This is a genomic window from Amycolatopsis endophytica (assembly GCF_013410405.1).
Lineage (GTDB): Bacteria > Actinomycetota > Actinomycetes > Mycobacteriales > Pseudonocardiaceae > Amycolatopsis_E > Amycolatopsis_E endophytica.
On the sequence record NZ_JACCFK010000001.1, the window covers coordinates 3459583 to 3475123 of the forward strand.

General features: G+C 70.9%; 12 protein-coding genes and 1 pseudogene. 3 read left to right on the forward strand and 10 right to left on the reverse strand.

What is annotated here, in order from left to right; translation table 11 throughout:
* Nucleotides 1-60: 60 nt before the first annotated feature.
* The gene (locus HNR02_RS17125) at nt 61-993 is read right to left on the reverse strand and encodes an alpha/beta fold hydrolase (protein WP_179774155.1); all 933 of its coding nucleotides are present in this window, start codon (nt 991-993) and stop codon (nt 61-63) included.
* 86 nt (nt 994-1079) lie between these two features.
* On the opposite strand from HNR02_RS17125, the gene HNR02_RS17130 reads away from it, so the two are divergent.
* Nucleotides 1080-2054, forward strand: a complete 975-nt coding sequence (locus HNR02_RS17130; protein ID WP_179774156.1) for a helix-turn-helix transcriptional regulator — start codon at nt 1080-1082, stop codon at nt 2052-2054.
* Between the two features lie 98 nt (nt 2055-2152).
* Nucleotides 2153-2392 carry a YrhK family protein gene (locus HNR02_RS17135; RefSeq protein WP_179774157.1) on the forward strand — a complete coding sequence of 80 codons (240 nt, stop codon included), beginning with the start codon at nt 2153-2155 and terminating at the stop codon, nt 2390-2392.
* A gap of 49 nt (nt 2393-2441) precedes the next feature.
* On the opposite strand, the gene HNR02_RS17140 is transcribed toward HNR02_RS17135, so the two are convergent.
* Both HNR02_RS17140 and HNR02_RS17145 read right to left on the reverse strand, forming a co-directional pair.
* Entirely contained in the window at nt 2442-3065 is a 624-nt protein-coding gene (locus HNR02_RS17140; protein ID WP_179775966.1) for a fasciclin domain-containing protein, read from the reverse strand.
* A 161-nt stretch (nt 3066-3226) separates the two neighbouring features.
* A complete protein-coding gene (locus HNR02_RS17145; protein WP_179774158.1) occupies nt 3227-4792 on the reverse strand; it encodes a molybdopterin-dependent oxidoreductase in 1566 nt (521 codons plus the stop codon).
* Between the two features lie 152 nt (nt 4793-4944).
* Here HNR02_RS17145 and HNR02_RS17150 point away from each other — a divergent pair, with 152 nt between their 5' ends.
* Nucleotides 4945-5652 carry an anti-sigma factor gene (locus HNR02_RS17150; RefSeq protein ID WP_179774159.1) on the forward strand — a complete coding sequence of 236 codons (708 nt, stop codon included), beginning with the start codon at nt 4945-4947 and terminating at the stop codon, nt 5650-5652.
* Here HNR02_RS17150 and HNR02_RS17155 read toward each other — a convergent pair.
* From HNR02_RS17155 to HNR02_RS17185, 7 genes and pseudogenes are all read right to left on the reverse strand, one after another.
* Nucleotides 5582-6354 (reverse strand): annotated as a pseudogene (locus HNR02_RS17155) (ferritin-like domain-containing protein). The gene HNR02_RS17150 and the pseudogene HNR02_RS17155 sit on opposite strands and share 71 nt — an antisense overlap.
* 508 nt (nt 6355-6862) lie before the next feature.
* Nucleotides 6863-8719: a sialidase family protein gene (locus tag HNR02_RS17160; RefSeq protein WP_179774160.1), complete on the reverse strand. Its 1857-nt coding sequence runs from the start codon at nt 8717-8719 to the stop codon at nt 6863-6865.
* Nucleotides 8716-10704, reverse strand: coding sequence for a beta-galactosidase (locus tag HNR02_RS17165; protein ID WP_179774161.1), 1989 nt, complete (start codon nt 10702-10704; stop codon nt 8716-8718). Before HNR02_RS17165 ends, HNR02_RS17160 begins: the two co-directional genes overlap by 4 nt.
* On the reverse strand, nt 10701-11624 hold the full coding sequence (locus HNR02_RS17170; protein ID WP_179774162.1) for a dihydrodipicolinate synthase family protein: 924 nt from the start codon (nt 11622-11624) through the stop codon (nt 10701-10703). Before HNR02_RS17170 ends, HNR02_RS17165 begins: the two co-directional genes overlap by 4 nt.
* Nucleotides 11621-12595 carry an ABC transporter ATP-binding protein gene (locus HNR02_RS17175; RefSeq protein WP_179774163.1) on the reverse strand — a complete coding sequence of 325 codons (975 nt, stop codon included), beginning with the start codon at nt 12593-12595 and terminating at the stop codon, nt 11621-11623. The genes HNR02_RS17170 and HNR02_RS17175 overlap by 4 nt, the downstream gene beginning before the upstream one ends.
* Nucleotides 12592-14568 (reverse strand): dipeptide/oligopeptide/nickel ABC transporter permease/ATP-binding protein, encoded by a 1977-nt coding sequence (locus HNR02_RS17180; RefSeq protein ID WP_179775967.1) that lies wholly within the window; start codon nt 14566-14568, stop codon nt 12592-12594. Before HNR02_RS17180 ends, HNR02_RS17175 begins: the two co-directional genes overlap by 4 nt.
* Complete coding sequence (locus tag HNR02_RS17185) at nt 14568-15527, reverse strand: ABC transporter permease (RefSeq protein WP_179774164.1); 960 nt, start codon at nt 15525-15527, stop codon at nt 14568-14570. Before HNR02_RS17185 ends, HNR02_RS17180 begins: the two co-directional genes overlap by 1 nt.
* Nucleotides 15528-15541: the final 14 nt, after the last annotated feature.

Sequence of the window (15541 nt, forward strand, 5' to 3'; positions counted from 1 at the left end):
CAGCTGACACCGAGGTGATCCCGCGGCCGGACCAGCGCGCGGCGTCCTCCACAGTGGACCTCAGGTGGTGGCGAGGAACAGCTCGATCAGGGCGAGCAGCGTTTCCGGCGCGTCTTCCTGCGGGAAATGGCCCACGCCGGGCAGTTCGACGACCGGGGCCTGCGGGAACGCGGCCCGGAACGCCGGGATGACGTACCGGGGCAGCAACGCCGTGTCACGCATTCCTTCGACCAGTATCGCGGGTTTGGCCCGCAGGGCGGCGACCGCGTCCGGCTCCGGGGCGGGGTCCGGATCGTCCGGGGCGGGCGCGACGAGTTGCTGCGGGAACCGGATCACGCCGCGGCATTCGGCGCGGCTGGTGAAATGCGCGGAATAGGCGCGGATCCACGCCGGGGTGACGACCTCCGGGCGGGTGATGGTCTGCAGCGCGAGCATCAGGTGGGTCACGGTGTTCCCGGCGTTGCCGAGCACCTCCTCCAGCGTGCCCTCGGCGTGTGCCGCGCGGGCCCACCGGAACCACGAGCTGTCGGCGAGATTGCCCGCCATCAAATCGTCGTAACCGGGCAGCCCGAGCGGCAGGACCGTGTTGGTGGCGACGATCCGCTCGATCCGCCCGGGGTGCCGCAGCGCGAACCCGGTGCCGATGGGGCCGCCCCAGTCGTGCAGCACCAGCGTGATCCGGTCGAGGTCCAGTTCACCCACCAGCAGCGCCTCCAGGTTGGCGATGTGCTCGCCCGCGAGGTAGGTGCGGTCGGCGGGGGTGGCGCTCTTGCCGAAACCCATGTGATCGGGCACCACGACGCGCTGTGCCCGGGACAGCGGGCCGATCAGGTGCCGCCACAGGTAGCCCCAGGTCGGTTCGCCGTGCAGCAGCACGATGACCGGTCCCGTCCGGGGCCCCTCGTCGACGTAGTGCTGGCGGAACCCGGCGGCCTCGGTGTAGCGGGCCGGGTAGGGCCAGGTGCCGTCGAAAGTCTCCTGCTCAGGAATCATCCATCTCCCTCTCGCGTGATCTTGGCGAGGAGGCTAGAGCCGCTTTCCTGACATCTGCTGTCAGTGGATGCGGCACAATGGATCACATGCGGGCGAGCCGACTGGTCTCCACCCTCCTGTTGCTGCAGAACCGGGGACGGATGACCGCGCGGGAGCTGGCCGACGAGCTCGAAGTGTCGGTGCGCACGGTGTACCGCGACATGGAATCGCTCAGCGCCGCCGGTATCCCCGTCTACGCCGAACCCGGTCACGACGGTGGGTACGAACTGCTCGACGGCTACCGCACCCGGCTGACCGGGCTCACCGTGGGAGAAGCGGAGTCACTGTTCCTGACCGGGTTGCCCGGCGCCGCCGCCGATCTCGGGCTCGGCGCCGTGGTGACCGCCGCCCAGCTCAAACTCACGGCCGCGCTCCCGGTCGAGCTGCGCGACCGGGCCGGACGGATCTCGCAGCGGTTCCACCTCGACGCGGTGTCCTGGTACCAGGACGGTGACCACACGCCGCACCTGACGCTCGTCGCGGACGCGGTGTGGAACCAGCGCGAGGTGCGCCTGCGCTACGAGCGCTGGGCCGCGCCGCAGGAGGTGACCAGAACCGTGCAGCCCTACGGCCTGGTGCTCAAGGCGGGCCACTGGTACCTCGTGGCCCGCAGCGCGGGCGGGCTACGCACGTACCGGGTTTCCCGCATCCTCGACGCCGAGACACGGTCCGGGACCTTCGACCGGGAACCGGGATTCGACCTCGCCGGTTACTGGCAGGACTACCTGAGGAACTTCGACGCCCGACGGCACCAGCACACCGCGACCGTCCGGCTCTCCCGCGACGCCCTCACCCGCCTGCCGGACCTTCTGGAACCGGCCCTCGTCGAGGCCGCCCGCCGGACCGCGACCGAACCCGGCCCGGACGGCTGGATCGAGGTCACGCTTCCCGTCGAATCCGCCGAGCACACCCTGCCGGAACTCCTCAAACTCGGGGCGGACGCCGAAATCGTGGCACCAGAAGGATTCCGCGACCGCATCGCCGAAATCGCCCGCGCCATGGCCCGGCTCTACCCGAGCTAGCGTCAGGCCGTGTTCCGCCCGCCACGGGGTTTTGGTGGTTCCCTGCCCGGGAATGCACCCCTGGGATCGGTTCGATGCCGGGAACGACCAGGAGGGCCATGTACACGCGTGAATTCGTCCGCGAGTTTCCCACCGTCCACCTGGCCATCGGCGTGGTGGGGAACATCGTCTTCTTCGTCGGCAGTGTGCTGTTCGTCTCGCCTTCGCTGGAGCTGCTCGCGATCTGGCTGTTCATCATCGGATCGTTCGGGATGATGCTCGGGGCCATCGGCCAGGCCGTCTACATCCACGAACGGCACCGGCTCAACGGCGCTCCAGGCCGGCGACCGGTGCGGTGAACGGCGCGAGCCCGGACCGGTGACCGGTCCGGGCTCGCGCCGGGTGGTGTTACTTGTTGGTGCCGGGGGTGAGGACGTTGTCGATGACGAAGACGGTGGCGTTCTTGGTGGGGATGTTGCCGCACAGCACCTTCGCGCCGTTGACGGTCATGTTCTCGCCGCTGCCTTCGATCTTGACCGGGCCGCCGTCGGTGTTCAGCGTCTCGACGCTGCCGGCGCCCTGCAGGCCCTGGGCGTCGTAGCGCTGCGGCACGACGTGGTACTGCAGGATCGGCGCGAGCTGCGACGGGTTCTGGGCCAGCTCGGTGAACTTGGCCTCGCCCAGCTTGTCGAAGGCCGCGTCGGCCGGGGCGAAGACGGTGATGGCTTCCTGGCTGTTGAGCGTGTCCACCAGGTTGGTGGCCTGCACCGCGGCGACCAGCTTGGTCAGCAGCGGGTTGGTGGAGGCGGCGCTGGCCACCGGCTGCGGGCCCATCGAGTCCAGCGAGCCGGGCTCGTTGCCCTGCGGCAGCTGGCCGCAGGCGGGGCCGAAGACGTCGGCGTTGGTGGTGACACCGGTGCCCATGCTGCTGGACATGGGTGCGGACATCGAGCTGGAGGGCGCCATCGAGCTGCTGGCCGTGTCGGAGGCGGAGTCCTCACCGCTGCTGCCGCAGGCGGCGAGGGAGAACATCGCGGCGGCGGCGAGGCCGGCTCCGGCGTAGCGGGCGGTCTTCACGAAGAATCACTCCATTCAGGATGGACGCGGCCACGCGGGGTAGGGTGCGTGCCCTGCTGTCACCGGGTATTCGGCGGCGGATCGCGTCCGGATTGGATCGACCGTGGATTTTTTTTTTATTTGGCGGTGAAGGAGATGGTGTGCCAGCCGGTCGCGCCGTCGGGGACGGTCCCGGCACGCTCCTGGGTCTGGGTGTAGCCGGACCGGTCGCGCGCGCGGCAGGACACCTGGTGCGAGCCGGGGGGCACGGTGAGCTCGGCGTGCCACATCCGCCAGGTGTCCACATTGACCTCGGTGGACAGTGTCGCCTGCTGCCAGGGGCCGTTGTCCACCCGCACCTCGACGGCCGCGACGCCGGTGTGCTGCGCCCACGCCACCCCGGCCACGCGCACCGTCCCGGCGCCGACGGTGGCGAAGCCCTTCGGGGAGTCGATGCGGGACTGCGTTTTGATCGGCGCCTGCTCACCCCAGCCGCGTTGCAGCCAGTACGCCCGCCGCGCCTGCCAGGTGGTGACCTCCAGCTCGGTGACCCATTTGGTCGCCGAGACATAGCCGTAGAGCCCGGGGATGACCAGGCGCGCGGGAAACCCGTGTTCCAGCGGCAGCGGTTCCCCGTTCATGCCCAGCGCCAGCATGGCGCCGCGGTCGCGGTCCAGTGCCGCCGCCACCGGGGTACCCGAGGTCCACCCGTCCACGCTGGTCGAGAACAGCTGTTCGGCCCCTGGCCGCACACCGGCCTCGTCGAGCAGGTCGGCCAGATCGACACCGACGAAGTTCGCGGTCGACACGTACGGCCCGCCGACCTCGTTGGACACGCACGTCATCGTGATGGTGCGCTCCACCAGCGGCCGGTCCCGGATGTCGGAGTAGCTGTAGACGCGTTCCCGCTCCACCATGCCGTGCAGGCGCAACGACCAGTCCTCGGTGCGCACCTGCGGCACCGTCAACGCGGTGTCCACCCGGTAGAACTCCCGGTTCGGCGTCACGAACGGCGGGGTCCCCAGAGCGGCGAAGTCCGCACCGGCCGGGATCGCCGGGGCCGTCCGCGCCGGCACCAGCCTGCCCACCGCCGTCCGCGACGAGGCCGCGTCCTTCGATCCGGCCAGCAGCTGACCACCGACTCCCGCCAGCGCGGACCCCACCACCACACCGGCCCCGGTGCTCAGGAACGTCCGCCGCGTCGTGCCCGTCGCGGCGGCAGCCATCCCGGGGCGGGCGGCGCGGTGCAGCGCCACGAACACACCCACACCGGCGAGCAGGCTCGCCACCGGCGCCAGCAAGGCCACGGTGTCCAGATCGGGCCGGGCGGCGACCGCGACCACCCCCACCACGCCGAACAGGGTGATCACCACCGCGCCCGGCCACACCGACCGGCGCGAAGCCGCCCCCGCCAGCGCGGAGACCACGACCAGCACCACCGCCATCCCGCACAGCAGCACGAGTTTGTCGTGGGTGCCGAACGTGCGCACCGCGAAATCCTTCACCGGGCTCGGCGTCAGATCGATCGCCCCGTTGCCCACCGCCAGATAGGGCGAGGCGTTCACCGCGATCAGTCCCGCCACCAGGTGGCCGGCCGCCAGCGCCGCGAACAACGCCAGCACCCCGCACAACGCCGCCTTCCACGCTCTCACCCGCCCGGGTGGCGCGGACCGTGTCTCGTGAGGCGTTCCGGTATCGGCCATACCTCCTGTTCGCGGCGGGCGCCCGCGGGTATTGGTCCGGAGACGAGGGAAAACCAATCCGCGGAGATCGACAAGCCGAATCACGGTCACGGGGTCCGCACGACGGGCGGCTTCCCACTGCTCTCGCGCCGGACCGAAGCGAAAGGACCCCCGTGGCTCCGCACCTGCACCTCCTTTCCGGCGCCTACGCCCTGGACGCACTGGGCCCCGACGAGCGCGCGCGGTTCGAAGAGCACCTCGGCGCCTGCCCGCCCTGTCGCGCGGAAGTCGCCGAGTTCCGCGCGACCGCGGCGCGGCTGGCTGCCGCCGTCACCGAAGAACCACCGTCCGGGATGAAGGGCGGAGTCCTGCGCCGCATCGCCAGGGTGCGCCAGTCCGCGCTCCGCCTGTGGCCACGTTCCCGTCGCCCGGCCCGCATCGCCGTGCTGGTCACCGCCGCCGCGGCTGTGGTCGCCGTGGTGCTCGGCGTCCAGAGCGCCGGTGAGCAACGCGCCCGGTTCGACGCCGCGCAGCAGCACCTGGCCGAGGTCAACACCGTGCTCGGCGCACCCGACGCGGCCACCCGGCAGGACGTCGACCAGGCGGACAAGGCCCGCGTCGTGGCCTCCCGAGCCCAGGGCAGGGCGGTGGTGCTGGCCGATCTGCCGCCGCTCGATCCCACGCGCACCTACCAGGTCTGGCTGCTGGGACCGGCCGGTGCGCGATCCGCGGGCCTGCTCACCGCCGACGCCCCGCACCAGTGGCATCCGCTGCTCACGCCGCTGCCCGCGGACACCAACCGCGTCGCGATCACGGCGGAACCCGCGCCCGGCTCGGTGCAGCCCACCACCCCCGCCGTCGCCATGGTGTTCCTCGACTGAGTTTTCGGACGCATCCTGGCCGCGGGCCGACCGAACGCGCGGTGTTGATCTCACCGTTGACGCCCTGGGGAAAGAACCGCCGGAGCCGTTGGCGTCCGTCGGCGCGACGTTCGCCTGGCCCTTGGCGTCGACGACGCCCTGGTCCAGGTCGGTCGTACCGTCCAGGCTGTCGCGCGCGTCGGACAACGTGACCGATGCCTGCCGCAGATCGTGGGTGAACAGGCCCGTGCCGGGCAGCCCGTTCCCGCTTTCCACGAGCGCACTGCGGATGTTTCCGGCGTGGTAAGCCTCCACGGCCAGGATCCCGGCCGCGGCCTGCAGGTAGGTCTTGTTCGAGATCAGCGGTGCCGCTCCCTTGTAGGCGGTGACCCCGACGTCTTCGAACAGGAAAGCGGCGAGCAGGAAGTTCTTCTCACAGGCGAAGGCGTCGAAGGTGTGCCCCGGCTTGACGAGTCCCGCCGCCGCTCCCAGCGCCGTTCGCAGGAACGCCACGTGCTCGCTGATCTGGGCCTCGGCTCCGGCCGCCGCGGTGGCCCGGCCCGGCGCTGCCGCGGCGACGCCACCACCTCCGACCGCGCCCAGGGCGCCCGCCCCGGCCACGCCGAGACCACTCAGACCGGCTGCTTGGAGAAGTCGCCGCCGGTCCCGCTCGTTCCCGGCACTGCGGTTGATCATCCGTGCCGCGAAATTCCCACCGAACACTGATTCACTCCCTGCGTCACACAGGCGACCCCTGGTGGTGCGCATTGCCGGTCCGACAGGACGAAGGCGGGGTCCGACGATCCTCGACCCCCGGGGTCGGAGTGGCCGGGTCACGGATGGGTGTGTTCGGCGAGTATCGCCCGACAGCGGCGCCGTTCGTGGCCACGGCCTCGGGTGCCACCGCACCGAGAACAGACCCTGCCCGGTCCGGAAACAGAAACGAATCGTCTGATGGGTACGATTCGCCGACTGATGGCCGCCAGCGCGCTCGCGGTGCCGCTGAGCCTGGGTGCCTGGGCATCGCCCCGGCCGACACCTACTCCGACCACGGTGCGACCGTCGGCGCGGACGGCGTCAGCTTCGACAGCACGCCACCACCGGCGACGGTGGGCACGGGAACGGCCACGACGGTCTCCTGGGCGGGCTGCTCGGCCTGTGACCGATGCGCGCCAGTCTCGACACGACGGACGGGTGGTGACCAGTGAGCCGCCACCCGTCCGCCGTGTGGTCAGAACGGCAGTCGCAGGGACAGGGCGTCCCGGATGGGGGCGTTCGCGACCCGTACGGCGTCCAGTTCGGACGGGGACAGGGCGCGGCGGTAGAGGCGGACCTCGTCCATCGAGCCGGTCAGGCCGTGGACGCCGTCGAGGCGGCGGCCGAGCCAGAACTGGAACGACACGGTCTGCGTGACCGAACCCGCGGCCGCGGGACCGGAGGCCACCACGGCGCCGTCGACGGACAAGCGCAGTTCGCCGCCGATCCGTTGCAGCGCCACGAAATGCCACTGCTGGTCGTTGTAGGCGCCGGCCGAGGTGATCTGCTTCGTGCCCGCGGCGGTGGTCATCGACGCGATCAGGCGGTTCGCGCCCGGCTCGCCGCGCAGCCAGAGCTGGGGTGCGGTCGAGCCCATGCCACCCATCCAGAAGAACACCTGGTCATCGGTCGACTCGCCGTAGCGGACCCAGCCGGTCCAGGTGAAGTCCGAGGACCCGACCAGTTGCGCGCTGTCGTACGGGACGCGCACGAAGTCGTCCACACCGTCGAGTGAGACGCCGCTGCCGAAGCGGCCTGCCGCGCGGGAAGGGCCGCCTACGAGGTAGGCGTCGGAGTGCCGGCCGGACACGTCCCGCGTCGTCGGGCCCGCCGAGTTGCGCCAGCCGAGCACGTCTTCGCCGAAGCGGGCGAAGCGGATTTCGTCTCGGGCGTCCACGGGGCCGCCTTCGTACATCAGGCCGATCTCGGTCGTCCGGGCATTCCTCCCGCTGATCTGCACCATGTCCGAATAGCCCGACCACTCGTCGGTGACCCGGGTGCCCTGCTCGGCGTTCTCCCAGGACCGGCCGCCGTCGTAGGACGAGCGGATCATCATCCACCGCCGCCGGTCGGTGTCCGACGGCGAGGCGAACAGGATGCGGTCCGGCCCCGGCCGGTCCAGGCGCAGCAGCGAACCCTGCACGATCGGCGTCACCAGGTCCGGGATCGTGGTGAAGTCCCTGCTGAACGTCTCGCCACCGTCCCGGCTGAGCGCGTAGTCACGGTTGCCGATGCCGGTACCGCCCTGCTCGCGCCCGCCGGCGTAGACGGTGCCGTCGGCCAGCTCGACGACGCTGATCTCCTGCGGTTTCTGACCGAAGGTGCCGCCCGCCGGGAACGCGTAGCTGTCCGTGGCGCCGATGTGCCAGGTCGTGCCGTGGTCGTCGCTGTAGACCAGCGCACCGAAGTTCTCCACCGGGTCGGCGCCCTCGGCGGTCTCCCCGTTCACCCCGAACACCAGGCGACCGCGGTGCGGGCCCTTGGTGAGCTGGATGCCGTGCACCGGACCGGTGGCGTACCACGCGTTCCACTCCGGCCTGGTGGCCTGCGAACCGATGTCCACGGGCGCCGACCAGGTGCGGCCGTCGTCGTCGCTGTACTGCACGTGCGGGGTGCGGGCGCACGGCACCGCGCAGCCCTTGCCGTCGGTGCGCCCGGCGTTGTACGTGGTGATCAGGACGATGCGGCCGGTCTGCTGGTCGACGATCGGCACCGGGTTGCCGTGCGTGTCACCGTCGCCCGGGTTGACGATCTGCATCGGCGACCACGTCCTGCCGCCGTCGGTGGAACGTTTGAGCACGAGGTCGATGTCACCGGCGTCGCCGCAGTCGTTGACCCGGCCCTCGGCGAAGGCCAGCAGCGTGCCGTGGGCGGATTTGACGATGGCGGGGATGCGGAAGCAGAAGTAGCCCTGTTCGACGTGCGGGTTGAACAGCGCCTGCTGGTCGAAGCCGGGTCTGGCGGTGTCGGCGGAGGCGGTGCCCCCGAGTAGTCCGGCGAGCAGTACCGCTACCAGGAGCGGGACCGTTCGCCACGCTGCGGACGATCTCATGTGCCTTCCCTTCGGTCGGTTCGCACTACCGCGGCGCCACGGGGCGCCAGAACGTGCCGGGCCGAGACCCGGTCGGTCAACAGGTCCGGTGCCTCGAAGGGCAGCTCGACGGTGACCTCACCGGCGTTGTGGTTGAGCAGGAACAGGAACTCGCGGTCCTCGGCTTCCCGCCGTACCGCCTGGACCCCGGCGGGCAGGCCGGGCACGACCGGCTCCACGCCCGCCTCCGCACGCACGCGGTCCAGCAGGCGGCGCATCCCGTCCGGATCGGGGCGGGTGCCGAGGTACCACGCCACCCCGGCCCCGTAGGCGTGGCGCGTGATCGCGGGCGCACCGGCCAGATCACCCGAGACGAACGACGCCACCGGTTCCGCGCCGCGGAGTTCGATCGCCTCCGACCACAGGGTTCCGGTCAGCCCCGGCCCCAGCGACACCGAGGTTCCCGGCTCCAGCGGCCAGAACTCCTCGATCCGCACGCCGAGTGCGTCCCGTAGCGGCGCCACCGGGTATCCGCCCAGGTGGGCGCGGTCGCACGAGTCGACGATGCCGGAGAAGAACGACACCACCAGATGGCCGCCCATGCGGACGTACTGACGCAACCGCTCCGCGCCGTCCTCGTCGAGCAGGTACAGGTTCGGCACCACGACCAGCTTGTACGCCGACAGGTCACGCGAGGGCGGCACCACATCGCACGTGACACCCGCGTCGAAGAACGGCGCGTAGTGCGCGAGGTGCGAGTCGAGCTGCGTGACGTCCGCCGAGGGGTGCGCGTCCAGTTCCAGTGCCCACCAGCTGTTCCAGTCGTGCAGGATCGCCACGTCCGAGTCCACCCGCGTACCTTCCACATCGGACAGTGCCTTGAGGTCCTGCCCCAGGTCGCGTGCTTCGGCGAAGACACGCGTGTCGGCGCCCACGTGCGGCACCATCGCGGAGTGGAACTTCTCCGCGCCGCCGCGGCTCTGCCGCCACTGGAAGAACAACGCGGCGTCGGCTCCGCGCGCGACCGCCTGCAGGACGCCCTGGCGCATCACCCCCGGCGACTTGGCGCCGTTGGTGCGGCGCCAGTTGACCGCGCTCGGCGCGTGTTCCAGCAACAGCCATGGCTTGCCGTCCTTGAGCGACCGCACGACGTCGTAGCCGAACGCCGCTTCGACGTGCCCGCGTGGATCGTAGGGCTCCGGATACGAGTCGAGCGAGACGACGTCTTCCTGCTCCGCCCAGGTGTGCCAGTCCAGCGACTTCTGCACCAGCCCGACGAAGTTCGTCGTCAGGGGCACCTCCGGCGTGATCCGTCGCAGGATGTCCGCCTCGGTCCGGTAGCAGGCCAGTATCGCGTCCGAGGAGAACCGGTGGAAGTCCAGTTGCTGCGCCGGGTTCCGGAACGACGGCGCCACCCGCGGTGGCTGGATCTCGTCCCAGTCCGAGTAGCCCTGCGACCAGAACGTGGTCGACCACGCCGTGTTCAGCGCGTCCAGCGTCCCGTACCGGGCGCGCAGCCAGTCCCGGAAATCCGCCGCGGACGTGTCGCAGTAGCACTGCCGGATGTGGCAGCCGTACTCGTTGCCGACGTGCCAGATTCTCAACGCGGGGTGGTCGGCGTACCGTCGCGCGACCTGCTCGGCCAGCCGTCCCGCATGCTCGCGGTACACCGGGCTGGACGGGCAGTACTGCTGCCGCGACCCGACCGACAACCGGGTGCCGTCCTCGCGCACCGGCAGCGTTTCCGGGTGACGGTGCGCGAGCCAGGGTGGCGGTGCCGCCGTCATGGTGGACAGGGACACACCGATTCCGGCCGCGGCGAGCTTGTCCATCACCGTGTCGACCCAGCCGAAATCGAACTCGCCCGGCCGGGGCTCGACCTTGGCCCAGGAGAAGATCCCCAGGCTGACCAGGGTGACCCCGGCCTCGGTCATCAGCTTGACGTCGGAGTCCCAGACGTCCTCGGTCCAGTGTTCCGGGTTGTAGTCGGCGCCGTAGTGGATCACAGCAGGCCAGCCTCCGTGAGGGTTCCCTTGATGCTGAGCAGTTCTTCGTCGTTGAGGGGCAGCTGGGGCGGCGCCATCACCGAGTTGTCGATGAAGCCGCGCATCTTCATCGCCGCCTTGAACGCACCGAGGCCGGCGGACCCGCGGCCCATGCGTTCCGGCGGCGCGGCGTGGGTGATCGTGAACAGCCGCAGGAGCCGTTCCTGTTCCTGCCGCGCCCCGTCGAGGTCTCCGGCGCGCACCCGGTCCCAGATGCCGACGTAGGCCGCGGGGTCCACATTGGCCAATCCGGGAACCGCGCCGTCGGCGCCGATCCGCAGCGCGAGGTCCACGACCAGTTCCGAACCGGTGAACACCGCGAACTCGGTCAGACCGCGGTCCCGGCGCGCCAGCAGCAGTGCGCTGAACCCGGCCTCGTCACCGCTGGAGTCCTTGACCCCGGCCAGAACGCCGTCGGAGGCCAGGCGCAGGACCATCTCCCGGTGCAGCTTGGTGTGCACCGCCATCGGGATGTCGTAGGCGAAGATCGGCAGCGCCGAGCGCGAGCGCAGCAACCGGAAGTGCTGCTCGATCTCGGCGGAATGCGTGCGTGTGTAGTACGGCGCCGTGACGACCAGCGCATCCGCGCCCGCCTCCTCCGCGACGCGGACGTGCTCGGCCACCCGCAGGGTGGTCATGTCGATGCATCCGGCGAGCACCGGAACGCGGCCGGCGACGTGCTCGACAGTCGTTTCGATGACCACGCGGCGCTGCCGGTCGGGCAGGAACGCGACCTCGCTCGAACTGCCGAGCACGAACACCCCGTGCACACCCGCGGCCAGCTGACCGTCGAGGTGACGGCGCAGCGAGTCGACGTCGATCGTGAAGTCGTCCCGCAGCGGCGTGCACAACGGGGGGATGATGCCGGTGAATCGAGTCATCGCACGCTCACTTCGGGTTCGGGGTGGATGCAGTGGAAGAGGTGGCCGTCCCCGGCCGCCGACGCCGGTGGCACCTCCGTGGCGCAGGCGTCCGTCGCTTTCGGACAGCGGGTGCGGAAGGCGCAGCCGCTGGGCGGGTTGACCGCCGAGGGCACCGGACCGGTGAGCACGATCGGGTCGATCGGGTTCAGCAGGCTGGGCGTGGCGGAGAACAGCGCCCGCGTGTAGGGATGCCGTGCCTCAGCGGGGATCGCCCCCGCCGGGGCGTCCTCCACGATGCGGCCCAGGTACATCGTGACGATGCGGTCGCTCATCTTGCGCACGGTCTGGATGTCGTGCGAGACGAAGATCATCGCCAGGCCCAGCCGTTCCCGCAGGTCGAGCAGCAGGTTGAGGATCTGGGCCCGCACCGACACGTCCAGCGCGGAGGTCGGCTCGTCGGCCACCAGCAGCGCGGGCTCCAGCGCCAGTGCGCGGGCGATCGCCACGCGCTGGCGCTGGCCGCCGGAGAGCTGACCGGGTACCGCGTCGGCGACGCTGGACGGCAGGCCGACCAGGTCCATCAGCTCCCGCACCCGCCCGGCGCGCTGCGACGGCGTACCGGACTGGTGCACGTCGAGCGGGTCGCGCACGATCCGCTCGATCGACATCCGCCGGTTCAACGCCGTCGTCGGGTCCTGGAAGACCATCCCGATGTCGCGGCCGAACTCGCGGCGGTCGGAGCCCTTGTCCCACACCGGTTTCCCGTGGTGCCGCACGGTGCCGCCGGTCGGTTTCCGCAGGCCCACGACGACCTTCGCGAGCGTCGTCTTGCCGCATCCGGACTCGCCGACCACCCCGATCGTCTCGCCGGGGCGGACGGTCAGCGTCGCGTCGGTGAGCGCGTGCACGCAGTCGTGCCCGAACAGGCCGCGCCCGCGGATCTTGTGCACCACGTCCACGTGGTCGAGTTCGAGCAGCGGCGCGCTCATGCCGGGGCTCCCTTCACCAGGACCTCCGGCGCGATCACCGGTTCGGCGGGGTGGTGGCATGCGACGAGGTGGTTCACGGCCTCGCCCTCGGCGGCCGGCGGTTCGGTCCGGCAGTGCGCCCGCGCGGCGGGACAGCGGTCGGCGAACCGGCAGCCGGGTGTGAAGTCGGCCGGGGACGGGACGACGCCCTTGATCTGGGTGAGCCGCGCGTCGTTCTCCTCCAGCGACAGCACCGCGCTGAGCAGGCCGCGCGTGTAGTGGTGCCGGGGCGCGCCGACGACCTGCGCGGTCGTCCCGGCCTCGGCCACCTGCCCGCCGTACATGACGACGACGCGGTCGGCGACGTCCGCCATCAGCGCGAGGTCGTGCGACACCAGGACGAGCGCGAAGCCCAGTTCCTCCTGCAACCGCAGCAGCAGCGAGATGACCTGCGCCTGCACCGTCACGTCGAGCGCGGTGGTCGGTTCGTCGGCGACGATCAGCTTCGGGCCGCGGGACAGGGCCATGGCGATCAGCACCCGCTGGCGCTGCCCGCCGGACAGTTCGTGCGGGTAGGCCCGCAGCGTCCGGTCCGGGTCGAGGTTGACCAGCTCCACCAGCTCACGCGGGGTCCGGGTGCCGCCGCGGCGGGTGAACTGCTTGAGCTGCGCGTTGATCGTCATCGCCGGGTTGAGCGAGCTGAGCGCGTCCTGGTAGATCATCGCGATGTCGTGGCCGAGGTGGCGCCGCCGCGCGGCCGGCTTCATCGTCAGCAGGTCGTCGCCGTCGAACACCAGCCGCCCGGACAGGCTCGCGGTGCGGGGCTGCAGACCGACGACCGACAGCGCGGTGAGGGACTTGCCGCACCCCGACTCGCCGATCAGGCCGAGCACCTCGCCAGGCCGCACCGTGAACGACACGTCGTCGACGACGTTGACGCCGTTGTGCCGTTCGGGGAAGGAGATCGTCAGGCCTTCGACGGACAGCAGCGGCTCCGCGCCCGCCGGTGGCCGCGCGCGACGGGACAACCGCTCGCCGACCTCGCGCAGACCGCGGATCGGCAGTACCGGCGCGACGTTCTCCGCCGCTTCCCCGGCGACGACCGCCTTCGCGTTGTCCGCCGCCTTCGCGGTACGCGTCGACGGCGCGGCCCACGCGTCGGAAATGCCCTCCGACAACACGTTCAGCGCCAGCACGGTGATCAGGATCATCAGGCCGGGGAACAGGGTCGCCCACCAGCCGCCGGTCAGCACCATGTCCTTGCCGTCGGACAGTACCGAGCCCCAGGACGGATCGGGCGGCTGGATGCCGGCGCCGATGAACGACAGCGACGCCTCGAACACGATCGCGTCCGCCACCATCACCGTGCAGAACACCAGGATCGGCGCGGCGCAGTTCACCGCGACGTGCCGCACCAGGATGAAGAACCGGCGGGCGCCGATGATGCGTTCGGCGTCGACGTAGTCCTCGCTGTACTGCGCCAGCACGTTCGCCCGCACCACCCGCGCGACCGGCGGCACGTTGAGGAACGCGATCGCGAAGATCAGCACCTGGATGTCCCGGCCGAACACGGCGACGAACACCGCCGCGAGCGCGACGCCGGGGAACGCCATGATCACGTCCAGGACCCGCATGATCACCGAGTCCGCGGCGCGGGCCGAGGTGGCGGCGAGCGCGCCGACCATCGCCCCGACGACCAGGGCGAGCGCGGCGGCGCCGAGGCCGATCGCGAGCGACCAGCGGGCGCCGTGCACGGTCCGGGAGAGGATGTCCCGGCCCGAGTTGTCGGTGCCGAACCAGTGCGCGGCGTCCGGCCCGGTGATCCGCGTGCCGATCGCGTACGGGTCCTGGACCAGCAGGGGACCGGCGAGTGCCACGAGGGCGAGCAGGACCAGCAGCACGATCGCGACCCACGACCCCGGGGTCAGCCTGCGGAACCGGAGACCGGGCCTGGACAGCCGCTTCGTCAGCCCCGCCCGGTACAGCGGGCGCATCACGACCGGCTCCGCAGGCGCGGATTCACGATCAGGTACAGCACGTCGACGATCAGGTTGACCAGGACGAAGCCCACCGCGATGGTGATCACGAAGCCCTGGACCTTCGTGGTGTCGCCGTCCTTGACGGCCTGGATCATGTTCTGTCCCATCCCGGGCAGCGCGAACATCGTCTCGATCACGACGGCGCCGCCCAGCAGGTAGCCGACCCGCAGGCCGAGCACGGTGAGGGGGTTGATCAGCGCGTTGCGCAGGACGTTGCGGCCCACCACCACGACCGGTGGCAGCCCGCCGCCGCGCGCGGTGCGGACGTAGTCCCGGTCCAGCTCCTCGACCATCGAGGTGCGGATGATCCGGGTCAGCTGCGCCGCCACCGGCAGTGCCAGTGAGATCGCGGGCAGCGTCAGCGAGTTCAGCCAGCCGCCGAACGAGTCGGCCGGGCTGATGTAGCCGCTGGTGGGGAACAGGCCCGCACCGACGGCGAGCCACTGCACCAGCAGGATCGCGATCCAGAACGCGGGCGCGGCGACCCCGGCCAGCGTGACGATCCGGATCACCTGGTCCGGCCAGCGGTCGCGGAACAGGGCCGACGTCACGCCCAGCACGACGCCGAGGACGATCGCGATCAGCAGGCCCAGCAGGGTCAGCTGCACCGTCAGCGGCAGCGCGGTGGCGATGGTCTGCCCCACCGACTCCCGCGTGATCACGCTGATGCCGAAGTCGCCCTGCAGCAGGTTGCCCACGAAGTGCACGAACTGCAGCGGAAGCGGATCCAGCAGCCCGTTCTCCTGGCGGAACTGCTGGAGCTGTTCCTGCGTCGGGTTGGATTCGCCGAGCGCGGCCACCGCCGGGTCGACGGGGGAGAACTGCATGACGACGAACACGAACAGGATCACGCCGAGTACCAACGGGATCAGCGCGAGGATGCGGGCGAGCAGCATCCGGAGGACGACCACCATGAGCGCGCTCCCGC